The following is a 26,451-nucleotide window of genomic DNA, read 5'->3' as shown; positions in this document are numbered from 1 at the left end:
CGAGTCTAGCGCCGGGCGCAGCACCGGGCGCCAGGCGATGCCTTATAACAGCGGGGTCCCCACGGACAGTGTGGTGATGGCGGGAGAGCCTTGTTCATTGGATGCCTCGAGGTGGACGACGGCGTTGAGCCCAAAGTCGTGATTGCCCTGCGGGTCCACGAGCACCTGGGTGACCAGCCAGTAGTCCCCGCTTTGGGCGCCCACATCGGCCATTTCTGACGACGACAACTTCGGGGCCTTATCGATGCGGAAGAATTCGGGGGCGCGTGCGGCAGGGGAGTCATCGAGGTCCTCGTAGGTGCCAAAGTAATCATCCAGCGCGTCAGCCCAGTTATCCGAGGTGTAGGGCACTGCGCCGTCGGGCAGATGATCCAGCGCCTCGAGGCGGGCGTCTTGTTCGTCGCCGAACAGCTCAACCCGGTGGAACATCGCATTGCGCAGCATCACCGTGAACACCCCGACCGTGTCGGTGAGCTTGGGCGGCTCGGGCGGGGCGAGCGACTCGTGGCCGGCGATGAGTTGGTCGACGTCGTCGGCCAACATATGTTCCCACTCCTCGAGCAGCGACGAGTCGGTGGTGACGATAATCGTCTCGAGCCATTCTTGGAGCAGGTCGAGTTCCTCGGTGCGCAACTCCTGGGGGATCGTCTGGCGCAGCGCCTTGGCCGCGTCGGTGAGATACCGCAGCAGTACGCCCTCCGAGCGGGCGATCCCGTAGTAGTTCACGTAGTCACCAAAACCCATCGCGCGCTCATACATGTCACGCACCACGGATTTGGGCTGCAGCTCAAACTCGGCCAACCACGGCGCACCCTTGCGATAGATCTCGAATTGCAGGCCCAACAGCTCGGCCAGCGGTTGCGGATAGGTGAGTTTATCCAGGACGTTCATCCGCTCGTTATACTCATACCCATCGGCCCGCATCCGAGCCATTTCTTCGTCGCGGATCTTGCGCAACTGGGCGGTCAGCACTTGGCGCGGAGCCTCCAGCGTGGCCTCAATAATGGAGACCATATCGACGGCGTAGGTCGGTGACTCTGCCTCCAGCAGCTCGAAGGCGGCCAGCGCGAACGGGCTCAGCGGCTGGTTCAGCGCGAAATCGGCCTGCAACTCGACGGTCAGCTCCAGCCGGTTGCCCCATTCATCGGGTTCGTTTTGGACTTCGACGACGTCGGTCACGATCAGCTCGCGCAGAATCCCAATCGCCCGGCGCTGCAGTGCGGCTTTGGAGGCTTTGGTTTCGGCCGATCGCAGGATCATCCGGCGTACTGCAGTCACCGGGTTGCCCGGTCGGGCCAGAATATTCAGCAGCATCGAGTGGGTGATGCGCATCCGCGAGACCATCGGCTCGGGTTCGGCGGCGACCAGTTTCTCAAACGTGGCCTTCGACCAGGATACAAAACCCTTGGGTGGCGACTTTTTCGGTTGCGATTTCGAAGACTGCGCGATCCGGCGCGCCCGTTCTTCATCATTTTTAATGTTCGCAAATTTCTCGGCCGCCTTGGCATCGGCCTGCTGGTTTTCAATCACATGCTCGGGAGCCTGGACGACGACGGTACCCGCCGTATCGAATCCGGCACGCCCTGCCCGACCCGCGATCTGGTGGAACTCGCGAGCATTGAGGTGACGCTGTTTATTTCCGTCAAACTTCGACAACCCGGTCATCAACACCGTACGAATCGGCACGTTGATGCCCACACCTAACGTATCTGTCCCTGAAATGACCTTCAGCAGGCCATCCTGGGCGAGGCGCTCCACGAGCCTGCGGTATTTGGGCAGCATCCCAGCGTGGTGGACGCCGATGCCCTGACGTATCAACCGGTTCAGGGTCTTACCAAAACCCGATGTGAACCTGAAATCCTTAATGATCTCGGCAATCTGGTCCTTCTCGGCGCGCGTCGTCAACGAAATAGAGGCCAGATTTGAGGCCTGCTCAACGGCGTCCAACTGGGAAAAGTGCACAATATAAATCGGCGACAGGCTGGATTCCACCAGCGCCTCAATTTGTTGCTGTACCGGCAGCTCGGAGTATTCAAAATACAGCGGGATCGGCCGGGTTGCCGAGGAGACGGTCACGGTGTCGCGCCCCGTGCGCTGGGTCAAAGACTCCTCAAAGAACGTCGTATCGCCCAGGGTCGCCGACATCAACACAAACTGTGCCTGTGGTAATTCCAATAGTGGCACCTGCCAGGCCCAACCGCGCTGCGGGTCGGCAAAGAAATGAAACTCATCCATAACCACGGGCCCGACTTCCAATCCAGAACCCTCCCGCAGCGAGTGGATGGCCAGAATTTCGGCGGTGCAACAAATAATGGGCGCATCCGGGTTAATCGCCGAGTCCCCGGTGACCATCCCCACGTGCTCGGCGCCAAACACCTCAATGAGGTCAAAGAACTTTTCCGACACCAGGGCTTTAATCGGTGCCGTGTAGTAGCTGCGCTGATTCTTGGCTAGCGCATAAAAGTGGGCGGCCAGTGCAACCATGGACTTTCCGGACCCCGTGGGGGTGGCCATGATCACGTTCTTGCCGTCGGCCAGTTCGGTCACGGCCTCATCTTGGGCCGGATACAGCTCGATGCCGCGATAGGTTGTCCATTCAACAAACCGATCGTACAGCAATACTGGCTCGAGGTCTTCGCCGTGGTCAGGATCAGGAATAAAATCAGTCAGTTGCACCCAACCCATCCTAGTGCCCAATTCTTGGACCGATGGCTTCGCGAACATTGCGATTCATAACGCGGCCCTGTTGAGAAGCTTGCGCGCCAGTTTAGGCTTATCACATGGAAAACTTCGTATGGGATCCCGCCCAGTATGCGCACTTCGCCGGCCACCGAGCCCGGCCCTTTGTGGACTTGACCAACGCCATCCAACTGGATGCCCCGCAACTGGTATTTGATATGGGATGCGGTCCCGGCAATATGACCGTGACCCTGGCCGATCGCTGGCCAAAGGCCGATATCACCGGCTACGATGCCTCAGCTGAAATGATTGCCGACGCCGAACAGCTGGTCGCTTCTCGTGACGACGAGGCCTGGACCAACGTCTCCTTCGGCCAGCAGGAAGCCGATTCGTGGACGCCGCCGGCCGACACCGACGTCATCGTGTCCAACGCGATGTTCCAGTGGATTCCCAACCACATCAATATCATCTCCGGTTGGCTCAAAACCTTGAAGCCCGGCGCCTGGTTTGCCATGCAAGTACCCGGAAACTCGGTGGCTCGCTCGCACCAGTACATCGGTGAACTGGCCTCCGAAGAACGCTTCTCCGTGGCCAAAGATTCGGCCTACACCGGTGAAACTGTGCATTCGGTGGAGGACTACACGCACATGCTGCTGGAGCACGGCTTCCGTCCAAATGTCTGGGAGACGACGTACCACCAGGTGCTCACCGGACCAGATCCGGTCTATGACTGGGTCAAAGGTGCAGCATTGCGCCCCGTGCTGCAGAAACTCCAAGAGCACGACGACGCCCACGCCACGAATCTGCACGACGCATTCGTGACCCGGTATAAAGCCGAAATGGTTGCCGCGTACCCACCGTATGTTGGTCCGGACGGACAAGAAGTCACCGTGTACCCATTCCGTCGGATCTTTGCGGTCGGGCACAAGGAACTGGATTACTTCATCTAAGATTCACAACATAGAAAAACCGTTGATCACTTTAGAAGTGGTCAACGGTTTTTCGTTCAAGTATCTCGTTACGGTTTACCAGCCGCGTGCACGCCATTCGTCAAGGTGTGGGCGCTCAGTGCCCAGTACGGTGCTGCCGCCGTGTCCGGGCAGGATCACAGTGTCGTCGTCGTATTGGGCAAAAATCCGTTCGGTGACGTCGGTCAGCAGGGAATTGAAGCGTTCGGCGTCGTCCCAGGTGTTGCCTACGCCCCCGGGGAACAGTGAATCCCCGGAAAAGATAATGGTCGGCTCGTCATCGTTGGGCACATAGACTAGGGCCACCGAGCCGGGGGTATGCCCGCGGAGTCCGATCACGTCGAGCTCGATGCCCGGGAACTTCGCCTTGTCGCCGTGATGCAGCTCGACCTTGGCACGAATGCCGGTTTCCTCATAGATTGCCGCGGCGTCAGGGGTTCCTGCGGAGGTGGGAACCTGGGTGCGCTCAACAATTTCCGGGAGCGCGCGAATGTGGTCCCAGTGCTGGTGCGTCGTAATCACCGACACCAAATCCAGATCGCAGGGGGTGTCTACGGTGGCCGATTCGATTAGCTCCATAATCGCGTCTGGCTCATCGGCAGCATCAATAAGAACCTGGGCGCCGGTGGTCTTGGACGTAATAAGGTAGACGTTATTATCCATCTCAGAAACCGAGCGGGTTCGGATGGTGACCTGGGGCAGGTTGTATAAAACCTTGATGGGACCAATAGGTGACGACGTTTTGGACATGAACGCTAATTTACACGTTCCGTCGTGTTGTAGCGAATAGCCCACTGTTGTCCGGTTCCTTAGCTTTAGACGAAAACTAGGAGCGAATGACCTAGCAACGTGATGCGATAACAGGAATTGATCTATTCTGGAAGTCTAGTTTTCTACTGTCTTGAACGACTCGAGGGACTGAGTACTTGACCACCACACATAATATTGACGGCGCTGCAGGTCACCAGGTTTCCAATGACGTGACACCTGACACAACGCAGACCAAAGCCGTTATCGGGGCCCACGAGCCTGATCGGATCGTGGTTCAGGGTGCGCGTGAACACAACCTCAAAAACGTGAACCTCAACATTCCACGAGATTCTTTCGTGGTCTTCACCGGACTATCTGGGTCCGGAAAATCCTCGTTGGCTTTTGACACCATCTTCGCCGAAGGCCAGCGACGCTACGTCGAATCCCTATCGTCATACGCGCGCATGTTCTTGGGCCGAGTGGATAAACCCTCGGTCGATTTCATTGAGGGGCTCTCCCCGGCGGTATCGATCGACCAGAAGTCGACGTCGAAAAACCCGCGCTCGACGGTTGGCACGATCACCGAGATTCACGACTACATGCGACTGTTGTGGGCGCGCATCGGTGTCCCGCACTGTCCGGAGTGCCACGAACCGGCTTCCCAGCAGACCCCACAGCAGATCGTAGACCAGCTGCTCGCCCTTGAAGAACGCACGCGTTTTCAGGTCCTGGCACCGGTTGTGCGCGGGCGCAAGGGTGAATTTGTCGACCTGTTCTCAGACCTATCGGCCCAGGGTTTCTCCCGTGCCATTGTCGACGGTGAACAAGTGCAGCTGACCGATCCACCCAAGCTGCAAAAACAGATCAAGCACAACATCGCCGTGGTCATCGACCGTCTAGTCATCCGCGACGGAATCCGCCAGCGTCTGACCGACTCGGTAGAAACCGCACTCGAGTTGGCTGACGGCATCGTCGTCGTCGACTATGTGGACATTGACGCCGAGATCGACCCAGAGATGCGCAATACCGGTGAGTGGACTGCGGTTGACGACGAGGGCCGCGCTAAGTACCGGTCATTTTCGGAAAAACTGTCCTGTCCCAACGGTCACATTCTGAATATCGACGAAATTGAGCCGCGCTCATTTTCCTTCAATAATCCCTTCGGAGCATGCTCGACTTGTACCGGTATCGGCTCGCAGCTGCAGGTTGACGAGGAACTCCTTGTCCCAGATCCTGATCTGTCGCTGAGCCAAGGAGCCATCTCGCCGTGGGACATCGGTAAGCGCACGCGCGAATACTGGCAGCGGTTGATGTCCGGGCTGGCCGATGAGGTCGGTTTTTCGATGGACACGCCGTTCAAGGACCTGCCGAAGGCCGCCAAGAAGGCCCTGCTGCACGGCAAGGATTTCAAGGTCAAGGTGTCCTACCGTAACCGGTGGGGACGTGAACGCCGCTACACCACCGGATTTGAAGGCGTTATGGACTACGTCAAGCGCAAGCACGACGAAGCCGAATCGGATCAGGCCCGCGATCGTTTCCAGTCGTATATGCGCGAAGTTGCCTGCCCGGCCTGTGGGGGAGCACGTCTGAACCCCACGTCACTCTCCGTGCTGGTGGGTGGCCACTCGATCGCCGAAGTCTCGGCCATGCCGATGCAAGACTCGATCAATTTCATGCGTGATCTTGACCTATCAGCACGCGACGCCAAGATCGCTGATCAAGTGCTCATTGAGATCAAAGCCCGACTGAAGTTCCTGCTCGACGTCGGACTGGACTACCTGAACCTGGAACGTCCCGCCGGCACACTGTCCGGTGGGGAAGCCCAGCGTATTCGCTTGGCTACACAGATCGGCTCAGGTCTGGTCGGGGTGCTCTATGTTCTTGACGAGCCATCGATTGGGCTGCATCAGCGCGATAACCGCCGTCTGATCAGTACCCTGCTGCGGCTGCGCGATTTAGGCAACACCCTGATTGTGGTGGAACACGATGAGGAGACCATTGCTGAAGCCGATTGGATTGTGGATATCGGTCCAGAGGCCGGGGAAAAGGGTGGCAATATTGTCCACTCCGGCTCCGTTCAAGGGCTATTAGAAAATACTGAGTCGTTGACCGGTGACTACCTGTCGGGGCGCCGAGAGATCCCGATTCCACCGAAACGTCGCCCGATCGATCCCGCCCGTCAGGTCGAGGTTGTCGGAGCGCGCGAAAATAACCTGCAGAACGTATCAGCCAAATTCCCACTGGGAGTCTTCACCGCGGTGACCGGAGTATCCGGTTCGGGTAAATCCACCCTGGTCAATGAGATCCTGTACAAGGTCTTGGCCAATGAGCTCAACCATGCACGGCACGTTCCCGGCCGTCACCGCCGAGTCAACGGCCTAGACCAACTGGATAAGGTTGTCCACGTCGACCAGTCACCAATCGGGCGCACCCCGCGGTCCAATGCCGCAACCTATACGGGCGTATTTGACCACATCCGCAACCTATTTGCCGACACCCCCGAAGCCAAAGTCCGCGGGTATAAGGCCGGCCGCTTCTCGTTCAACGTCAAAGGTGGCCGTTGTGAAGCTTGTGCCGGTGACGGCACCCTGAAAATTGAGATGAACTTCCTGCCCGACGTCTACGTCCCCTGCGAGGTTTGCCACGGCGCCCGCTACAACCGGGAGACGCTAGAGGTTGAATATAAGGGCAAGAACATTTCGGAAGTGCTCAACATGCCAATCGATGAGGCCGCCGAATTCTTTGCGCCCTACCAGCGCATCGCCCGCCACCTCAATACGCTGGTCGACGTCGGACTGGGCTATGTGCGCCTAGGCCAACCCGCCACAACACTGTCGGGTGGTGAGGCCCAGCGTGTGAAACTGGCCACCGAGCTCCAACGCCGTGCAACCGGTAAATCGGTCTACGTACTCGACGAACCAACCACCGGGTTGCACTTCGAAGACATCCGCAAACTGCTCATCGTGCTCAACCGCCTTGTCGAAAAGGGCAACACCGTGATCACGATCGAACACAACTTGGATGTCATCAAATCCGCCGACTGGATCCTCGACCTGGGCCCCGAAGGTGGCTCCGGCGGTGGCCAGATCGTTGCCACTGGAACCCCCGAGGACGTTGCCAAGGTGTCTGCAAGTCACACCGGACGATTCTTAGCGGAAGTGCTCCGCGCTTAACGTTGTAGAATCATTGAGTCCACGTCCAAAAACGCTGCCGTCCAACGGCAGGGAGGGGAACCATGGCAATCGGCGAAACTGGGCTGGTGCGTACCACGGTACGCACACTGCTTCGAGTGGGAGCACGACCTGAAACAACAGGTTTCGAACACGTCCCGGCCACCGGCGGATTCATTGTCGCCAGCAACCACCTGTCATTTTTGGACTCGGTTATCATCCAGGCGCTGCTGCCCCGCCAAGTACGCTTCTTCGCCAAAGCCGACTACTGGACCCAACCCGGGCTCAAAGGCAAAATCATGAGCGGATTCTTCGACGCCGTGGGTTCCATACCCGTAGAACGCGGCGACCAATCCGCCTCGGTCAACGCCCTGAACCAGCTGGTGGATTTTATTGAAGCCGGTGACGGCGTTGGCATCTACCCGGAAGGCACCCGCTCCCGTGACGGCCGCCTCTACCGCGGCCGCACCGGCGTCGGCTGGCTCGCACTGACCACCGGGGCACCAGTGGTCCCCGTGGGACTCATTGACACCGACAAACTGCAACCACCCGGGCGCAACATCATCCTGCCCCGAAAATTCCAGATTCGCGTCGGTGAACCCATCCACGTCGAAAAACTTGGACCAAAACACAGCCTGCCCATCCGGCGCCAGACCACCGATACGATCATGGACGCCATCGCCGAACTCACCGGTCAACAACGCGTAGCGTCCTATAATAAGAGGCCAGACGAAACGGCCTCCTAAATTTCTAAGGAGACCCCACCACCTTGGCTGATCCAGCCTCCTACCGGCCAAAATCCTCCGACATTCCCACCGATCCGGGAGTGTATCGCTTCAAGGATGAACACGGCCGCATCATCTACGTCGGCAAAGCCAATAACCTGCGCTCCCGACTGGGTTCCTATTTCGTCAACCCAAACACCCTGCCACCCAAGACCCGCACCATGGTGCACATGGCCGCCGGGGTGGAATGGACCGTCGTCGCCTCCGAACAAGAGGCCATCCAGCTCGAGTACACCTGGATCAAAGAATTCACCCCGCGGTTCAACATCATGTACCGCGACGACAAGTCCTACCCGTATCTGGCCGTGACCATGAACGAAAAATTTCCGCGAGTCCTGGTCATGCGCGGGGATAAACGCAAAGGCGTCAAGTATTTCGGACCCTTCTACCCGGCCAAAGCCATCCGCGAGACCGTGGACCGCATGCTGCGCGTCTTCCCAATCCGCAGCTGCTCGGCCGGGGTCTTCCGGCGCGCCCAATTGGCTAACCGGCCGTGTCTGATGGGCTATATCGATAAGTGTGCTGCCCCGTGTGTGGGTCGAATCTCGGAAGAAGACCACTACGCCCTAGCCGAAGACTTCGTGGCCTTCATGAATGGCGACGTCCGCCCCTATTTGCGCGAGCTGGAAGACCACATGAAACAAGCCGTCGCCGAACTGCGGTACGAAGACGCCGCCCGCTATCGCGACGACATCGAAGCGTTGAAAAAAGTCTTCGAGCGCAACGCCGTCGTCCTGCCAGAAACCACCGAAGCCGATATCTTCGCATTTGCCGAAGACGAGCTAGAAGCCGCTTTCCAGGTCTTCCACGTGCGCGACGGTCGCATCCGTGGACAACGCGGCTGGGTCGTCGAAAAAGTCGATGACACGACCAAACCCCAACTCGTGGAACAGCTGTTATTGCAAGTCTATGGCGATATGGAAGACACCGAGCGCATTCCGCGCGAGGTCCTGGTTCCCGTCCTGCCAGAAAATGCCGACGACGTCGAAACCTGGATGACACAACGCCGTGGCGCCCACATCGATCTTCGAGTGCCCCAGCGCGGTACCAAACGGCAGCTAATGGAGACCGTCCAAGAAAATGCCGACGGCGCCTTGCGACTGCACAAATCCCGCCGCTCTGGTGACATTACCGCGCGTTCGGCAGCCCTGCGCGAGCTGCAAGAAGCCCTGGAATTCGACCAGCCACTGTTGCGCATTGAGGCCTACGATATTTCACATGTTCAGGGCACCAACGTCGTGGGATCCATGGTGGTCTTTGAGGATGGCCTGCCCAAGAAGCGCGACTACCGCAAATTCAATGTCACCGGCCACGCCGCCCGCGATGACACCGCAGCCATGGACGATGTCCTGACCCGGCGCTTCAAAAACTACCTGCGCGAACAATCCGATGCGCCCCTGGTGCTCTCCGGCGAACTGGATCCCGAAGACAACGGGGATCCAAAAAAATTCTCCTACCCGCCATCACTGGTCGTCGTTGACGGGGGATTAGCCCAGGTCAACGCCGCCCAACAGGCGCTGCTGGAGCTCGGTATCGATGACATTCCCGTGGTGGGGTTGGCCAAACGCTTAGAAGAACTGTGGATCCCCGGCGATGATTTCCCCATGGTGCTGCCGCGCACCTCACAGGGTTTGTATTTGCTGCAGCGCCTACGCGATGAATCCCACCGGTTTGCGATCCAGGCCCACCGGGCTAAACGATCCAAATCCATGATCCATTCGGCCCTGGATGAAGTCCCCGGACTCGGGGAGCGACGTCGCCAAGATCTGCTGAAACATTTCGGCTCCCTGAAGAAGATTCGGGCCGCCAGCATCGATGAGCTCCAGGCCGTTGCCGGCATCGGTCCGAAACTGGCCGAGACCATTCACACCACGCTCTCCACAGAATCGCCCCGTCAAGAACCAGGTAAGCTTGCCCCATGACCTCCGAACTCGAACCGGTCAAACCGGACACCGCAGAAGTCCTGATTATCACCGGCATGTCGGGTGCAGGACGCACCACCGCCGCGCACTCCCTTGAAGACCTTGGCTGGTATGTCGTGGACAACCTGCCACCCCAGTTATTTTCCACGATGGCCGGGCTGATCGGCAAAAACCCTGACACCCCGCTGAAACTTGCCCTGGTCGTGGACGTCCGGTCCAAAGAATTTTTCGAATCCCTCCAAGAGGCCATGAACCAGTTACGCACCGACGGCGCCGAGCTGCGGGTGCTCTTCCTCGACGCCTCCGATGAGGCCCTGGTCCGTCGTTTCGAAACCCTGCGTCGTCCACACCCGCTGCAAGGTGACGGCTCAATTCTCGATGGGATCGCCAGAGAACGTGACCTCATGGCGCAACTGCGCGAGCAAGCCGAAATGATCCTGGACACCTCCGATTTCAACGTCCACGATCTGACCACCGAAACCACGGAACTGTTCACCGAATCCGGGCCCATCGTCATCCGACTCAACGTCATGTCGTTTGGCTTTAAATACGGCGTCCCACAGGACTCGAACTACATGGCCGATGTGCGCTTCATCCCCAACCCACACTGGGTGCCCGCACTACGCCCCTACACCGGCCAAGACCACCAGGTCTCCGACTATGTGATGTCCCAAGATGGGGTCACCGACTTCATTGAAAGCTACGTTGAAATGATGAAACCGGTTATCGCCGGGTATCGTGCCGAAAATAAGCACTACGCAACCCTGGCATTTGGCTGCACCGGCGGCAAACACCGCTCCGTGGCGATCACCTACGAAATCGCCCGCCGCCTGAGCACCTTCCCCGGAGTACGTGTGCGCGTGAGCCACCGCGATATGGGGCGCGAATGAGCATGCATGTCACCGGGCAGCTTCCGCTGGCGCCCGTTAACCGACCAGAACGCGCAACCATTGGCCACTACGCTCCAAATCTATCCGTGACGGCGCTGGGTGGCGGCCATGGCCTCTACGCCACGTTATCCGCGCTGCGACTGATCTCCGGTGAAATCACCGCGGTGGTCACGGTTGCCGATGACGGCGGCTCCTCGGGGGTCATCCGTCAAGAAATGGATGTCCTGCCACCCGGAGATTTGCGCATGGCCCTGGCAGCCCTGTGTGATGACACCGACTGGGGCCGTACCTGGCGCGACACCATGCAGCACCGCTTCAAAACCGCCACCACCAACGGCGACCCCGGCACCCTGGACAACCACGCGCTGGGCAACCTACTCATTGTTGCCCTGTGGGAACTGCTCGGCGACCCGGTCGATGGTCTGGCCTGGGCCGGAGCGCTGCTCGGCGCCCGTGGTGTCGTGCTACCGATGTCGACCACCCCGATGACCATATCGGGCACTGTGCTGGGCGACGGCGACGACGGCAGACTCACGCAACGCCACGTCATCGGACAGGACCGCCTAGCCAAAACCGCTGCCCGCGGCCGAGTCAGTCACATAGAATTGTCTCCCGCCGATGCCCCGGCCACCCCGCAAGCGCTGAAAGCCATTGACTCCACCGACTGGGTCATTCTCGGACCCGGCTCCTGGTACACCTCGGTATTGCCACACCTGCTGCTGGCCGAACAACGCGCTGCGCTGGCCCAAACCCCGGCTAAACGTTGCCTGGTCATGAACCTGCAACCCTCCACCACCGAGACTGTTGGCATGTCAGCAGCCGAACACCTGTCGGTGCTGCACTATTATGCGCCAGAATTTCGTCTCGACGTCATCATTGCTGACCCGACCGTGGTTACCGATGATCACCGCGATGAATTCTGTCAGGCAGCGGAAAAACTTGGCGCCACCGTGGTGTTTAGTAAGGTAAAGGACGAGCATCGCGACAACGTCCACGATCCGCTGCGACTCGCCGTGGCGTTCTCCGAAGCCTTCGACTCCATTGCTTCCTAACCGCCAGGAAGATTAGTAACCGCTCGCGCCGGTGCGCGAAGAAAGAATAGTGAACACCCCATGGCACTTACCGCAACCGCTAAAGACGAACTCGCGCGCGTACCCGTCACGCGCCTTTCTGAACGTTTAGCAGAGGTTGTCGGTATTCTCCGTTTTGGCGGGGGATTGCAGCTGTTACCCGGGCGACTCATTATCGAAACCGAACTCGACCACGAGGCCGCAGCCCGCCGGTTGCGCACCACACTGCGGGACACGTTTGGCACCGAATGCGAACTGATCACCCTGGCCGGTTCCGGTTCCCGACGCGGCACCCGTTATGTGATGCGCATCATGGAAGGCGGTGCTGAACTCGCCCGTAAAACCGGATTATTAGACCCGCGTGGTCGTCCCGTGCGCGGCATGCCCCCGGCCGTCGTCAACGGCACGGTGGCTGATGCTGCTGCCGCCTGGCGCGGAGCCTTCCTCTCCCAGGGCTTGCTCACGGAACCCGGACGCTCCTCAGCACTTGAAGTCGTAGCCCCAGGGCCCGAAGCTGCCCTGGCCCTGGTAGGCGCTGCGCGCCGATTAGGTGTCACAGCCAAGGCCCGCGAAGTCCGCCAAGCCGATCGGGTCATCATCCGCGACGCCGACACCATCACCAAGCTGCTCATGGTCATGGGGGCCGAACAGACCGTGCAAACCTGGCAGCAGCGTCACACGACCAAAGAAGTCCGATCCTCATCCAACCGTCTGGCCAATTTTGACGACGCCAACCTGCGCCGTTCCGCTCAGGCCGCCGTGGCCGCCAGTGCCCGCGTCACCCGTGCCCTGGAAATTCTTGGCGACGACGTTCCTGACCACCTGAAATACGCTGGCAGGCTCCGTGTTGAACACCAGCACGCCTCCCTGGACAAACTGGGACGCCTGGCCGAACCACCCATGACCAAAGACGCGATTGCCGGACGCATCCGTCGTCTCCTGGCCATGGCTGACAAGCGTGCCAAGGACTTAGGCATCCCCGACACCCACGAAGCGGTCCCGGTTGATCTGCGCGATCGCAACTAACATCACACGGCTGTTCGCAGACGGATAAGCGTTCAGCCCTTGACCAGCCCCCGGGGGTCTCGGCCTAAGATAGATGAAGTGGTTCAAATTGTAGAACCAACTATTTTGCTGAGGTTTACACTTCAGTACCATCTCGGATTACCATCCGGACTTATCAGGAGGAATACGTGGCTACTTATTCATTGCCAGAACTGTCCTATGACTACGGTGCATTGGAACCGCACATCTCGGGTCGCATCATGGAACTGCACCACTCCAAGCACCACAACACCTACGTCAACGGTGCCAACACTGCACTGGAAAAACTCGCGGCAGCTCGCGAAGCCGGCGACTTCGGCAACATCAACCAGCTGTCGAAGGACCTGGCATTCAACCTGGGTGGACACACCAACCACTCGATCTTCTGGAACAACCTGTCTCCAGACGGTGGCGACAAACCAACCGGTGAACTCGCTGCTGCAATCGATGAGTACTTCGGTTCCTTCGACAACTTCCAGGCACAGTTCACCGCTGCGGCGCTGGGCATCCAGGGCTCCGGCTGGGCCATCCTGGCCTACGAACCAATCGGTGGCAACCTGGTTATCGAACAGTTCTACGACCAACAAAACGGTGTCCCCGTAGCAACCACTCCACTATTCATGCTGGACATGTGGGAGCACGCTTTCTACCTGGACTACCAAAACGTCAAACCAGACTACGTCAAAGCCATCTGGAACATCGTCAACTGGGCCGACGTCCAGAAACGCTTCGAAGCCGCCCGCGCGGGCGCTTCCCAGATTGTGACCCCAAACTAGTCGGTCAACCGGACTAACCGGTTACCTACTACTCCACACAAGGACCTTTTGCCACCTGGCGAAAGGTCCTTCGTGTGTGAGAACCCAAACCGCAACCGAAATGACTAAGATGGTGACGGTCGCACATGCGGCCCTCCCCAATAGTCGAGACCAAAGAGAAGATTGATGACGGCCCAAACCCTTCGTGACCTGCTGCCCACAGCCTCCGGACGTACCGTAGTAGTTCGCTCCGACCTCAACTGTCCACTGGACGAAGGCACAGTCACCGACGACGGCCGCATCCGCGCCAGCCTGCCGGTCATCACCCAACTGGCCGAAGCCGGGGCCAAGGTTATTGTCATGGCACACTTAGGCCGCCCCAACGGTACCGTCACTCCAGAATTCTCACTGGCACCCGTAGCCCAGCGCATGCGCGAGCTGACCGACATTCCTGTGACCCTGGCCGACGACGTCACGGGCCCCGATGCACAACAGCACGCCCAGCAACTTGAACCGGGACAGATTCTGCTGTTGCAAAACGTCCGCTTCGATGCTCGCGAAACGTCCAAGAACGACGCCGAGCGTACCGAACTTGCCCAAGAAATCGCAGCCCTGGCAGGGGATCACGCCGCATATGTTAACGACGCGTTCGGTGCAGTACACCGCAAACACGCCTCGGTCTATGACATCGCGACCATCCTGCCCAGCTACCAAGGCACCCTGGTCGCAACCGAACTTGATGTCCTAAACCAACTCATCCTTGAGCCCAAGCGCCCCTACACAGTCGTACTGGGCGGTTCGAAGGTGTCGGACAAGCTTGCGGTCATCGACAACCTCCTGGATCGCGCCGATACGTTACTGATCGGCGGCGGCATGGCCTACACCTTCCTGAAAGCCCAGGGGCATGACGTCGCCTCGTCATTATTAGAAGAAGATCAAATCCCGGTCGTCAAAGACTACCTCGCCCGTTCAGCTGCTGGCGCCGCAAAGATCGTCGTCCCCGTAGACACCGTTGTAGCTGAAGCCTTCAGCGCGGATGCGGCCCACGCCGTGGTCGCGGTGGATGCCATGACCTCCGGTCCAGGTGGCCCCGACGCCCTCGGATTAGACATCGGCCCGGAAACCGCCAAGGCCTACGCCGAGCACATTGCTGCATCCGCCACAGTGTTCTGGAATGGTCCGATGGGCGTTTTCGAAATGGAAAACTTTGCCGCTGGCACCCGTACGGTCGCTGACGCTCTGAGCAAAGTTGATGGCCTATCGGTTGTGGGAGGCGGCGACTCAGCGGCAGCCGTCCGTGCCCTGGGTTTTGACGACGACCAGTTTGGCCATATCTCAACCGGTGGGGGAGCATCCCTGGAATATCTGGAAGGTAAAGCCCTGCCAGGTATTGACGCTCTGACCAAATAGTCCTTCCGGCACGCCACCACCCCACAACACAGGAGTACTTTCATTGACCTCAAAGACCGACGGTGTCTACACTCGCACCCCACTGATTGCCGGCAACTGGAAGATGCACATGGATCACTTCCAGGCCGTCTCCCTGGTGCAAAAGCTGTCGTGGACACTGACCGATCACGATCATGACTTCGACAAAGTCCAGGTTGCCGTCTTCCCACCGTTTACGGACCTGCGCAGCGTTCAAACGCTGACCATGGCCGATAAGCTCGAGCTGACCTATGGTGCCCAAGATGTGTCACAATTCGATGCAGGCGCTTACACCGGCGATATCTCCGGCGATTTCTTGAAGAAACTTGCGTGCACCTATGTCCTGATCGGCCACTCTGAACGCCGCAGTATTCATCAAGAATCCGACGACGTCGTCGCAGCAAAACTTCAGGCCGCTCTACGACACGACCTGACTCCCATCCTGTGCGTCGGCGAAGGATTAGAGACTCGCCAAGCAGGACAACACGTCGACTTCACGCTGCAACAACTTCGTACAGCACTTCAAGATGTTGATGCGGCCGCCGTCGCCGAACTGGTGATCGCCTATGAACCCGTCTGGGCCATTGGCACCGGCGAGGTCGCTGGCCCAGCCGATGCCCAAGAAATGGGTGCAGCGATTCGCCAAGAACTCGCAGCACTGTATGACACCGAAACCGCCCAAGCAATCCGCGTGCTGTATGGTGGGTCTGTCAAAGCAGATAACGTCGCAGCCATTATGCGAGAACGTGACATTGATGGTGTCTTGGTCGGCGGAGCCAGCCTAGACGATGAGGAATTTGCTAATATTGTCAGGTTCGAACACCACCTGGTAACCGATTAATCGTTGAAGAATGGGAATAGCCGTTGAATTTTGAACTTGTGCTCCAGATCATTTTGGTGATCGTGTCAGTCGCGTTGGTCTTTGCCATCCTGCTGCACAAGGGCCGTGGTGGAGGCATGTCCGATATGTTCGGCGGTGGTGTCACCAGTGGTCTAAGCTCTTCCGGCGTCGCTGAACGGAACCTCAACCGGTTGACGATCACCCTGGCTGTGCTGTGGGGTGGCATCATCCTGGTGCTTGGAATCATGTCCCGATTCTCGGGTGACTTCTAACCCACAAAATGGACGCCTAATACTTCGATATTGGGGTGGCAGAGGGAAACCTTGCCACCCCTTTTTGTTATCTAAGTCACGGACTGAGCACATGCGTAAGGTTTTCCTAAGGTGATTCACAGAGCATTAAAAGGTCCACTTTTAAAGTAAATAAACCCTCCTTTGACAAGGTCAAATACGATGCATGAGTTGAGCAAGCCATGAGGGAGGGACTGCTCGATAGTGGTTTTTCTGCATCACGGTTTGATAACAAATCGAGAAGCTGTAGTGTGGCAACCTCAGGTCATTTCAGCACCGTTGGCATCGTCAAATATTCATCAAAAATCTTCAAGATGACCAACCATGGCCTGCACACGAGATCCCTATCGCAATAGTGCGAAGGAAAGGACTGACCAAACGTGAAGACCCAACCTCGGCATCGTATGCAGAAACCATCACGCGGCAAGTTCGCTGCCAAATCGCTGGCCGCAGCTGCTGCGATTTCCCTCCCGTTCCTTGGCTTTGCTGCCCCCGCCAATGCGGACAATGGCGGCACCTGGGACCAGCTGGCCGAATGTGAATCGGGCGGCAACTGGAACATTGATACCGGCAACGGCTACAGCGGCGGGCTGCAGTTCAGCCAGTCGACCTGGGAAGCCTATGGCGGCTCCGGCAACCCCGCTAATGCCAGCCGCGAGCAGCAGATTTCTGTCGCCGAAAACGTCCTCGACGGGCAGGGCTGGGGCGCATGGCCAGCCTGCTCTTCTCAGCTTGGCTTATCGGGTAACGCCCAGCCATCCGGCGGTTCTGGCGAACAGGCCCAGCAAGAGCAACCAGCCCAGCAGCAACAACAATCCCAACAGCAGCAGGCACCTGTGGAACAACCAGCTGAGCAGTCCCAGCCTGTCCAGCAACAAGCCGAAGCTGCACCTCAGCAGGCTGCCCCAAGCGGCAAAACCTACACGGTAGCAGCAGGGGACACACTGTCAAAGATCGCTCAGGCACATAGTGTCAGCGGTGGTTGGCAGGCCCTGTACGAAGCTAATGCAGCCACGATCGCTGACCCCGTCCTCATTTATCCCGGACAGCAGATCGTCATTCCTTAATATGGGCTAAACCTAGAAACACGACTGGGCCCGGTGCATTCCTTGCAGAATGCACCGGGCCCAGTCGTGTCCTATGAGTCTATTGGTGACTCTTGAGCTGTTCCTCAATATCAGTGAGAAGCGCATTCCAGGCATCAACGAATTTTTCGAGACCCTCTACTTCGAGTTTCTCTACAACCTGGTTGTAGTCCACTCCGGCACGAGCTAACGCATCGAGGTCCTCGTCGTCCATATCGTAATATTCCGGGATGCGGCTATCGGTAATCTCACCGTGATCAGCCACCGCATTGAGAGTGGCTTCCGGCAGGGTATTGACCGTATGCTCAGCCACGAGACCATTGACATAGCGCACATCGGAATACTCCGGGTTCTTGGTGCCTGTGGAAGCCCACAGCGGGCGTTGCAACCGGGCATTCGAGGAGGCGAGCAACTGCCAACGTTCCGTTTCTTGCATCTGTTCAAAGATCCTGTAGGCAAGCCGAGCATTAGCAATACCGGCACGACCCCGCAACTGCTGCACCTGGTTATCAGGCAGCTCAGCAGCCTCGAGCTGATTGTCAATTTCGGTGTCTACACGGGATACGAAGAAGCTCGCCACTGAGTGGACCTTCGACAGATCATGACCGTTGGTGCGAGCCCCTTCTAATCCAGCAAGCCATGCGTTGATAACTTCGCGGTACCGGGTCAAGGAGAAGATCAGCGTGACATTGACGCTGATGCCCTCGGCCAGAACCTGGGTGATCGCTGGAAGTCCTTCGGTTGTAGCAGGGATCTTGACCATGACATTTTCACGGCCCACCTTCTGGTGGAGTTCGATGGCTTGAGCAATCGTCTCCTCAGTGTTGCGTGCGAGTCGAGGATCAACTTCGATCGAGACGCGACCGTCGTAGCCATCGGTTGCAGTGTAGACATCGGCCAGCACATCGCAGGCAGCGCGGACATCATCGGTGGTCATTTCCACGACGGCGGTGGTGGCATCTGCCCCCGAGGCCGCCAGTTCCGTGAGCTGTTTGTCATAGGCGTTCCCACTGGTCAGGGCCTTAGCAAAGATCGCCGGATTCGTAGTGACGCCCGTAATGGTTTTGGTATCGATGAGTTCTTGTAGATCGCCGGAGGTTAGGCGGTCACGAGACAGGTCATCCAGCCACAGTGACACACCGGCGTCGTCGAGGGCTTTGGTGTACTGATTCTGAGTCACAAAGAGTCCTTAGGCGTTGTAGAGGCTGTTGACTTTGTCCACGAGGGCTTCGGCGGTAATACCGAATTTGCTAAACAGGGTCTGGTAGTCAGCCGAGGCACCGAAGTGTTCCAGGGAGACCGAGTGGCCATGACCGCTGGTGTACTGCTGCCAGCCTTGTTCAACACCGGCCTCGATCGAGACTCGGAGCGCAGCTGCCGGCAGTACCTCGTTGCGGTAGGCCTCATCTTGGGCATCGAACCATTCCAGGCAGGGTGCGGAGACCACGCGCGTGGCAATGCCGGAAGCCTGAAGTGTTTGACGGGCCTCTACGGCCAATTGAACTTCGGAACCGGTTGCAATCAGTACCACATCAGGCGTCGTTTCGCCGTCGTCGTTGCTGGCTTCGATCATCACGTAAGCACCGCGGGCGGCACCGTCGGCTGGACGGAACCCGTCCTGGCTGCGGTCAAAGACCGGCAGTCCCTGACGAGACAGGATCATCCCGGATGGACGTTCGCGCTGCGACAGAATGGTCTTCCACGCAACCGAAACTTCGTTGGCATCTGCTGGGCGGACGACGTCGAGATTCGGGATCGCACGCAGTGCTGCCAGGTGTTCAACGGGCTGGTGAGTTGGGCCATCTTCGCCCAGACCGATCGAGTCGTGGGTCCAGACGTAAATGGATGGCACACCCATCAGTGCTGCCAGCCGTACCGCGGGGCGCATGTAGTCCGAGAAAATCAGGAACGTGCCAGCATAGCCGCGGGTGAGCCCACCCAGGGTAATTCCGTTGACAATAGATCCAGACGCGTGCTCACGGATCCCGAAGTGCAGGGTACGCCCATATGGGTGACCCGACCAGCTGGTTGTTTGGCGCTCGACAGGCAAAAACGATGGTTCACCGGCCATGGTGGTGTTATTTGAGCCCGCCAGGTCGGCTGAGCCACCCCACAATTCAGGCATGATATCGGCCAGTGCCGACAGTACTTTGCCAGATGCCGCACGTGTGGCCATGGATCCTTCAGATGCTTCGAAGGTTGGGAATGCGTCGTCGAAGCCTTCTGGTAGTTCCCCAGCTACCAAGCGATCATAAAGACTAGCGGCAGCAGGATTTTCTTCTCGCCAGCTCTGATAAGCAGCTTCCCAGTCTTTACGGTACTCCGCGGAGCGTTGACCCACAGTGCGCGCGTGTTCCAATAGTGCCTCGTCCATGACGAAGTGTTCATCGGTGTTGAAGCCTAAGACCTCTTTGAGGCCGGCAAGTTCTTCGGTGCCAAGTTTGGCGCCGTGAATACCACCGGTGTTTTGTTTGGTCGGTGATGGCCAGCCGATGATGGTGCGCAGCGAAATCAGCGAGGGTTTATCAGTTTCTTTTTTGGCATTGATGATTGCTTCGTACAGCGCCTTGGTGTCTTCGACGTAGTCGCCGGTCTGCAACCAATCGATGCGCTGCACATGCCATCCGTACGCCTCGTAGCGCTGCTCTACGTTTTCGGTAAAGGAAATGTCCGTGTCGTCTTCAATGGAGATTTTATTGTCGTCCCAGATGACGATGAGGTTGCCCAGTTCCTGAGTACCAGCCAGCGACGATGCTTCAGAGGTCACGCCTTCTTGGAGATCGCCGTCGGAGGCAATAACGAACACGTGGTGATCAAACGGTGAGCTACCGGGAGCTGCTTGTGGGTCAAGGAGACCACGGACACGACGCTGGTCATAGGCAAAGCCGACAGCAGAGGCCAGACCCTGACCCAGCGGGCCGGTGGTAATTTCTACGTGGTCGGTATCGCCGTATTCCGGGTGACCGGGTGTTTTTGATCCCCACGTACGCAACGCCTGGAGGTCTTCCATTTCCAGTCCAGCACCGGCGGCGAATAATTGTAGGTACAGCGTCAGCGACGTGTGACCAGGGGAGAGGATGAAGCGGTCGCGGCCTGCCCAGTGGGGATCGCTGGGATCAAAGTGCATGATGTTTTGGAACAACTGCCAGGCAACCGGTGACAAGGAAAACGCGGTGCCCGGGTGGCCCGACCCAACCTTTTCCACCGCATCTGCGGCGAGTACGCGTAATGTGTCAACCACGCGTCGGTCCTGATCAGAGTAGACATACTCTCGGGCGGGAAGCTGGCGGTTGAGTGCAGTCGTCGAGACGGACGGATTTGTTGCGGAGGAGACCACGAAATGCCTTCCTGAAAGGTAGCGATAGTTGAGCCAATTCGGTGCTGCTAAAGCAAAAACACCCTCTAAGCTTACCGGGCAAAAGGCATAGACAGCCATGATTTGCGCGCGAGGCGTTACACACCAGCTACACTATATAGAGGCACCGACATGTCACGGTAGCCAAAGATTTACTGACTTGTTACTTAGAACACGAGAGTATTGATGTCAACATCGCTAGAGTCCGCAACCAAACAGAGCACATCGCTCACTTCTGCTTCGGAGCCGACTCGAGAGAAAATCGGGTTTCGACGTAAGGCCAAAGCGTATCTGGCACTCACGAAACCCCGAGTCATCGAACTATTGTTGGTCACCACGCTGCCAACCATGATTTTTGCTCACCGAGGATGGCCTGACCTCTGGACCATCTTGGCCACCATGGTCGGTGGCGCACTGGCGGCCGGAGCATCCGGTTCCTTTAACTGCTACATCGACCGTGACATTGATCAACATATGAAGCGGACCAAAAACCGTCCGCTGGTGACCGGTGAAGTCACCCCACGCGAAGCCCTGATGTTCTCGTGGGTGTTGACCGCAGCTTCGATCGCCATCCTGGCGGTGGGTACCAACTGGCTGGCTACCGCCTTTGGTGTTGCCGCAATTTTCTTCTACGTTGTCATCTACTCAATCATCCTGAAACGCCGCACCGAACAGAACATCATCTGGGGCGGCCTGGCCGGGTGCTTCCCGGTCCTGATCGCTTGGGCCGCAGTCCGCGGCACCGTAGAATGGCCCGCCGTCGTCCTATTTGTCGTTATATTCCTGTGGACGCCTCCGCACTACTGGCCGTTGAGCCTCAAGTACAAAGAGGACTACCAAGAAGTCGATGTTCCCATGCTAGGTGCCATCGCCACATCGCGCCGGGTCTCCTCGCAGGTTGTGCTCTACACCTGGGCAACCGTGATTTTCTCACTGCTGTTACTTCCCATGGGTTGGGCAGGCATCGTCTACACCGCAACTGCTGCAGTTTCGGGTGGTTGGTTCATCTACGAAGCCCACAAACTCTATCGTGACTCCCAGCGCCCGGACTTCACTGATAAGAAGGCCATGCGGGTCTTCCACCTGTCCATTACCTATCTGACGTTGATCTTCGTCGCGCTTGCCGTGGACCCCTTCGTCGGGGCACCACTCATGGGAGACATGGTCACCGCACCATAAACTATGCAACTATCAACACCACGCACCATCCTGCTGACTCTTGTCACCGCAACGACACTGACACTGACCGGTTGCGTCGCGGATCCTGACATCGCTGACGACCTCCCAGATCAAGGCGCACCGCCAACCCACGTCGCAGAAGTCACTTTCCCAGATTCCGAGGTCGCACAGACCTCCGAATGGGTTGTGGAAGAGATCAACGGCGTCCGAGCCATCAATAAACAAGACTGGTACCCACGCGTTTCGCCCGAACTGTCCGAGGACATCCCCGTGGACTCGCTGGTGGGCACGCTGAACTCACAATTGCGGCCGTCGTTGCCGTTTGTGCCATCCGACTACGAGGAACCTGAACCCAATTATGGGATCACCCGGCTGACACCGGATCTGACCGCCCAACCGGTTGATCTGCACATCCAGGTTGACAACACCGGTCTAATCAGCGCCCTGTGGTACGAGACCGTCGAATCCGATGCGACGACGGACACTACTGAGCAGCCATCCGACGACGGCGAAGAAATCCCGTCCGATGGGCTAGGCCAGTAAGACCGTAGACTGAAAACACTGCCGAAAAGCACTCGCGACATCACAGCGCGGGTGCTTTTCGCTTTACTTACACACTGACATCCCGGCCAACCAAAGTCCGCATGTGCTTGAGCATGGTTCTCTTACGCAGTCCCAATCGGACCAAACCCAGCGGGGGACCGTTGCTCTACAGAGACTGCCGCGCGGCTGCCTGTGGTACGAGCATCTTCTGCACTACTTTCGAATTCCAAAAACCATACCCCAAGAAGGCGCCCACGATGTTGAGAATGAAGTCGTCGATGTCAAAGCTGCCTCTTTGCGTCACGAGCTGGATGACTTCAACCAAGAACAACAATGCGATCATCGACAAAGTGAATCGGCCGGTACTCTTGATATTTTTGATGTAGTACGGCAGATAGATTCCCATTGGTAAAAACAAGATCACGTTGCCCAGCAGATTCTTTATCGCAATGCTGGTACTCAAATCTTCGTCCACAATGGACACCGCATAGGTACGAATCGTCCGAAATGGCACAAAGTTCGGCGAGCTTCTGAGGTATTCGACCAACGGCACGTCAGCCAAGGCGTGACCCCTCATGCCGACAAACATAACTCCAATAAAGAGCTGCATGATCAGTGCCAATACATAGCAAATGAAACTGATGTTGAAGCATGCCTTGAATGTTTGCCGCATAGACATCTGACCTGCCCCTGCGCACCATGACGTGAACTTTTGTGTTACTACTCATCGATAACTGATCAAACGTGGAGTGACCGTAATTTGTGTTATCGCCCAATGCAAAACTGCCAGCGCCGATGACGACGCTGGCAGTTGTTGCACATTAGGAAACCTTGAGGCCTTCCTGCTTGAGATTATGCAGAGGCCAGATGTTCTCTTGAACCTTCGGCAATTCGTTCGGCTTGGGTGGGTCTAGTGGTGTACTTTGCGGTAAAGACGTCCAGCACCAGGGTCATGGCCCAGGTGACCAGTCCGATGCCGACCATATGCAAGCCAACAACAAGGATCGGTAGCCCGTTGAAGTGCTGGTAGAAGCCCACCAGGGCCTGGAACACGATCACCGCGATGAGTGTCCAGACTGCCCGACGCTGCCGCTGTGACGTATCCATGCGGTACATCATGATGGCCACCACGATCGCCAAAATGGTCATGAGGTAGACGGGGGCGGCATGCATGCGGCTCACCAGCAATTGGTCAAAGTCGTGGCGCGGAGCTGTTGGATCGCCACCGTGTGGACCAGACCCGGTCACGACCGTACCGACGAGCAGTACGACCCAGCCGGCGACATAAATCACGATCGCAGAGACGCGGGTCAGTCGGTTCGATTGACCGTCCTGCACCCGGACCGGATGATTGTGGGTAAGGCGAGCACGTCGTTCAGCACCAATGCGATGAGCCAAAAATGTCGCGACCGAAACCATGATCGCCGAGACGATGAAGTGCAGGCTGACAACCCATGGGTTCAGATCGGTCCAGACGGTGATGCCACCGATAACCGCCTGCGCCGGAATAACCAAGAACAGTACGATCGACATATTGAACAGTGACCGGTGCGTCTTGCGGACCCGCAGTAGTGCCAGGATCATGAGCACGGCAATGGCAGCCAGCACAAAGGTCAGTAGACGGTTGCCAAATTCGATCATCCCGTGAATACCCATCTCCGGGGTTGTCACATAGGAGTCGGGGGTGCATCGTGGCCACTCGGAACAGCCCAGGCCCGACGCCGTCAAGCGCACGGCACCACCGGTGACGATAATGCCGGCCTGGGAGATGACTGAGGCTACGCCGAGAATCATGGTCCACAGGGTGAACGTGCGAGGCATTAGCACATCAACCCAGCTGCGGGCCGTGCGATCGCCTGAAGTAGTCATGAAAAGAATCCTTCAATGTTCGTGGTGAGTGTGTTGCCACACTCGTGGTGATGGCACATGGATTAACGCCACTTAAACCAGCGTATAGTGCCAAGGCTTAGTAGGACGGCCCAGATGCACAGAATGACCAGTGAGAAGCCGTCGAAGCTGCCATCCAAGAGTGCAGCGCGCAGCCCGTTTCCAAGGGCTGCCGACGGAAGATAGTCGATAAACACGCTGCCGGCGAATTCAGCTACTGGGAAGACGACGCCGCCCAACGCACCTAAGATGACCCAGGAGATATTGGTGATGGCCAGGGTCGCTTCGGCGCGCACTGTCCCGGCAATCAGTAAGCCCAATCCCGTAAAGGTCATGGCTCCCAGGATGACGAATAGCAGCGCAGTGCCGAGACCGGAGACGTCAGGGGACCAGCCCAATAGCAGGGCCACGCCACCGATGACCACCAGTTGGGTGGTTTGTACCATCAGGACGGCAACAACTTTGCCCAATAGCAGCCCGATCGGGCCCAAGGGAGTGGTGGCCAGATACTGCAGCACGCCGTATCGGCGGTCAAAACCCGTCGCGATGCCTTGGCCAGTCAACCCAGACGACAACACGGATAGCGCCAGGATCCCCGGCGTTGCAATGTCGATAGTAGAGGGCCCACCGGGAGTATCAAACAGGTCGGTGAAATACAGGCCGGCTAAGGCCAGCAGCGGCAGAATGATCGAGACCAACAGTTGCTCGCCGTTGGTCACCGTCACCCGGGTTTCGTAGCGACCTTGCGCTAATACTTTGGAGACCAAAGATGCTGAGTGCGACCTTTCTACCGGCGTGAGATCAAGCGTGGTCATGTGCCGTCAACTCCCAAAATACGTCTTCAAGTGACTTGCTATTCAATCCCATATCCATGGGCATGATGTCGTGGCGGACCATCCATGCCGTCAGCGCGTGAAGATCGGCGGGCCCTTCGATGCCAGAGACACACCACGTCAAGGATTCTGTTTGAAGGTCATCACGGGACAAGTTCAGGTGCGGCGGAAAATCCTGACGTTGTTCAACGGTCAACTCCTCGGCTACCCGGAAAGTAAACGGCGGTCTCAACCCTGTGGCGGTCAGTTCCTGGACTGAACCCGAGGCTTCAACTCGACCGTCACGAATCAACACGACGTGATCGGCCAATCGTTGGGCGTCTTCTAACAAATGCGTCGTCAAAATAATGCACACCCCCACAGCTTTGAGCTCTTCGATGAGTTCAAACACAATACGGCGGGATACCGGATCGAGTCCGGCCGAGGGCTCATCCAGAAAAACAACCCGCGGGCGGCCTACCAAGGCTGCTGCCATGCCCAGCCGTTGTCGTTGCCCACCCGACAACCTCCGAATCTGCCGGTCTTTAAAGTCGTGGATGTCTAAACGGTCCATCAAGGCGTCGATATCGGCAGGTTGTCGATACAGCCGTTGCAGGTGCTGAAGTAACCGTTCCCCGGTGACTGCCATCGGCAAGCCGCCGTCTTGCAACATCACGCCGACTTGGCTGCGTAGGTCCGCTCCGGCGCGATATGGGTCAACACCAAGCAACCGGACTGTTCCAGCACTAGCCTTATCAATGCCCTGCGCTATCGACAGCGTGGTGGTTTTCCCTGCACCATTGGGTCCCAGCAGGGCTGTGACCTCACCGGCTTGGGCTTGGAAGCTCACTCCCTTAAGAATGTGGAAGCGGCCGTTACGAGCCGGCACATCGCGATGAACATTTGTTAATGACAGCATGAACGAGAAATCACAACACTTGTGCAGAATCAAGAATAAATACGGCCTTAGTTTAGCCGCATATTCTGGCAATTATTGT

The 26,451-nt window shown here is 57.8% G+C and carries 22 protein-coding genes; 14 read left to right on the top strand and 8 right to left on the bottom strand.

Annotation, left to right across the window (positions count from 1 at the left end):
* Positions 1-42 precede the first annotated feature (42 nt).
* Positions 43-2,685 carry a DEAD/DEAH box helicase gene (locus A6F49_RS10885; RefSeq protein ID WP_043058308.1) on the bottom strand — a complete coding sequence of 881 codons (2,643 nt, stop codon included), beginning with the start codon at positions 2,683-2,685 and terminating at the stop codon, positions 43-45.
* A 95-nt stretch (positions 2,686-2,780) separates the two neighbouring features.
* Between A6F49_RS10885 and A6F49_RS10880 the strand changes: the two genes are divergently transcribed.
* The gene (locus A6F49_RS10880; RefSeq protein ID WP_043058307.1) at positions 2,781-3,629 is read left to right on the top strand and encodes a methyltransferase domain-containing protein; all 849 of its coding nucleotides are present in this window, start codon (positions 2,781-2,783) and stop codon (positions 3,627-3,629) included.
* A gap of 75 nt (positions 3,630-3,704) precedes the next feature.
* Here A6F49_RS10880 and A6F49_RS10875 read toward each other — a convergent pair whose 3' ends face one another.
* Entirely contained in the window at positions 3,705-4,397 is a 693-nt protein-coding gene (locus A6F49_RS10875) for an MBL fold metallo-hydrolase (RefSeq protein ID WP_043058482.1), read from the bottom strand.
* A 230-nt stretch (positions 4,398-4,627) separates the two neighbouring features.
* Between A6F49_RS10875 and uvrA the strand changes: the two genes are divergently transcribed.
* From uvrA to A6F49_RS10820, 11 genes are all read left to right on the top strand, one after another.
* Positions 4,628-7,570 carry an excinuclease ABC subunit UvrA gene (gene uvrA / locus A6F49_RS10870; RefSeq protein WP_043058481.1) on the top strand — a complete coding sequence of 981 codons (2,943 nt, stop codon included), beginning with the start codon at positions 4,628-4,630 and terminating at the stop codon, positions 7,568-7,570.
* Between the two features lie 62 nt (positions 7,571-7,632).
* Entirely contained in the window at positions 7,633-8,313 is a 681-nt protein-coding gene (locus A6F49_RS10865; RefSeq protein ID WP_043058306.1) for a lysophospholipid acyltransferase family protein, read from the top strand.
* A 23-nt stretch (positions 8,314-8,336) separates the two neighbouring features.
* Complete coding sequence (gene uvrC, locus A6F49_RS10860) at positions 8,337-10,274, top strand: excinuclease ABC subunit UvrC (protein ID WP_043058305.1); 1,938 nt, start codon at positions 8,337-8,339, stop codon at positions 10,272-10,274.
* Positions 10,271-11,164: an RNase adapter RapZ gene (gene rapZ, locus A6F49_RS10855; RefSeq protein WP_043058304.1), complete on the top strand. Its 894-nt coding sequence runs from the start codon at positions 10,271-10,273 to the stop codon at positions 11,162-11,164. Before uvrC ends, rapZ begins: the two co-directional genes overlap by 4 nt.
* Complete coding sequence (locus A6F49_RS10850) at positions 11,161-12,216, top strand: gluconeogenesis factor YvcK family protein (protein ID WP_043058303.1); 1,056 nt, start codon at positions 11,161-11,163, stop codon at positions 12,214-12,216. Before rapZ ends, A6F49_RS10850 begins: the two co-directional genes overlap by 4 nt.
* A 60-nt stretch (positions 12,217-12,276) precedes the next feature.
* Positions 12,277-13,260 carry a DNA-binding protein WhiA gene (gene whiA / locus A6F49_RS10845; RefSeq protein ID WP_043058302.1) on the top strand — a complete coding sequence of 328 codons (984 nt, stop codon included), beginning with the start codon at positions 12,277-12,279 and terminating at the stop codon, positions 13,258-13,260.
* Positions 13,261-13,427: 167 nt separating this feature from the next.
* Positions 13,428-14,054, top strand: coding sequence for a superoxide dismutase (locus tag A6F49_RS10840; RefSeq protein WP_043058301.1), 627 nt, complete (start codon positions 13,428-13,430; stop codon positions 14,052-14,054).
* A gap of 165 nt (positions 14,055-14,219) precedes the next feature.
* The gene (locus A6F49_RS10835) at positions 14,220-15,443 is read left to right on the top strand and encodes a phosphoglycerate kinase (protein ID WP_043058300.1); all 1,224 of its coding nucleotides are present in this window, start codon (positions 14,220-14,222) and stop codon (positions 15,441-15,443) included.
* Between the two features lie 43 nt (positions 15,444-15,486).
* Entirely contained in the window at positions 15,487-16,302 is an 816-nt protein-coding gene (tpiA, locus tag A6F49_RS10830) for a triose-phosphate isomerase (RefSeq protein WP_043058299.1), read from the top strand.
* A 23-nt stretch (positions 16,303-16,325) separates the two neighbouring features.
* Positions 16,326-16,574 carry a preprotein translocase subunit SecG gene (gene secG / locus A6F49_RS10825; RefSeq protein ID WP_043058298.1) on the top strand — a complete coding sequence of 83 codons (249 nt, stop codon included), beginning with the start codon at positions 16,326-16,328 and terminating at the stop codon, positions 16,572-16,574.
* Between the two features lie 398 nt (positions 16,575-16,972).
* Positions 16,973-17,659, top strand: coding sequence for a LysM peptidoglycan-binding domain-containing protein (locus tag A6F49_RS10820; RefSeq protein ID WP_235604973.1), 687 nt, complete (start codon positions 16,973-16,975; stop codon positions 17,657-17,659).
* Positions 17,660-17,738: 79 nt separating this feature from the next.
* On the opposite strand, the gene tal is transcribed toward A6F49_RS10820, so the two are convergent.
* Positions 17,739-18,857, bottom strand: a complete 1,119-nt coding sequence (tal, locus tag A6F49_RS10815; protein WP_043058296.1) for a transaldolase — start codon at positions 18,855-18,857, stop codon at positions 17,739-17,741.
* Between the two features lie 9 nt (positions 18,858-18,866).
* Complete coding sequence (gene tkt / locus A6F49_RS10810) at positions 18,867-20,918, bottom strand: transketolase (protein WP_235604972.1); 2,052 nt, start codon at positions 20,916-20,918, stop codon at positions 18,867-18,869.
* 300 nt (positions 20,919-21,218) lie between these two features.
* On the opposite strand from tkt, the gene A6F49_RS10805 reads away from it, so the two are divergent.
* Together A6F49_RS10805 and A6F49_RS10800 are read left to right on the top strand one after the other, a co-directional pair.
* Entirely contained in the window at positions 21,219-22,211 is a 993-nt protein-coding gene (locus A6F49_RS10805; protein ID WP_043058294.1) for a heme o synthase, read from the top strand.
* Positions 22,212-22,214: 3 nt separating this feature from the next.
* Positions 22,215-22,754, top strand: a complete 540-nt coding sequence (locus A6F49_RS10800; RefSeq protein WP_043058293.1) for a Cpe/LpqF family protein — start codon at positions 22,215-22,217, stop codon at positions 22,752-22,754.
* A 166-nt stretch (positions 22,755-22,920) separates the two neighbouring features.
* Here the strand turns inward: A6F49_RS10800 and A6F49_RS10795 are convergent, their stop codons facing one another.
* The 4 genes from A6F49_RS10795 to A6F49_RS10780 all read right to left on the bottom strand — a co-directional run bounded on the left by A6F49_RS10795 (position 22,921) and on the right by A6F49_RS10780 (position 26,372).
* Complete coding sequence (locus A6F49_RS10795; protein WP_043058480.1) at positions 22,921-23,427, bottom strand: VanZ family protein; 507 nt, start codon at positions 23,425-23,427, stop codon at positions 22,921-22,923.
* 179 nt (positions 23,428-23,606) lie between these two features.
* Positions 23,607-24,623, bottom strand: coding sequence for a COX15/CtaA family protein (locus tag A6F49_RS10790; protein ID WP_043058292.1), 1,017 nt, complete (start codon positions 24,621-24,623; stop codon positions 23,607-23,609).
* Between the two features lie 62 nt (positions 24,624-24,685).
* Entirely contained in the window at positions 24,686-25,456 is a 771-nt protein-coding gene (locus A6F49_RS10785) for an ABC transporter permease (protein ID WP_043058291.1), read from the bottom strand.
* Entirely contained in the window at positions 25,443-26,372 is a 930-nt protein-coding gene (locus A6F49_RS10780) for an ABC transporter ATP-binding protein (RefSeq protein ID WP_043058290.1), read from the bottom strand. The genes A6F49_RS10785 and A6F49_RS10780 overlap by 14 nt, the downstream gene beginning before the upstream one ends.
* Between the last annotated feature and the right edge of the window lie 79 nt (positions 26,373-26,451).

Source organism: Enteractinococcus helveticum (assembly GCF_001657475.1).
Classification (GTDB): Bacteria; Actinomycetota; Actinomycetes; order Actinomycetales; family Micrococcaceae; genus Yaniella; species Yaniella helvetica.
Note: the sequence above shows the minus strand (reverse complement) of the source record. Positions and strands in the feature narration are given on the sequence as shown.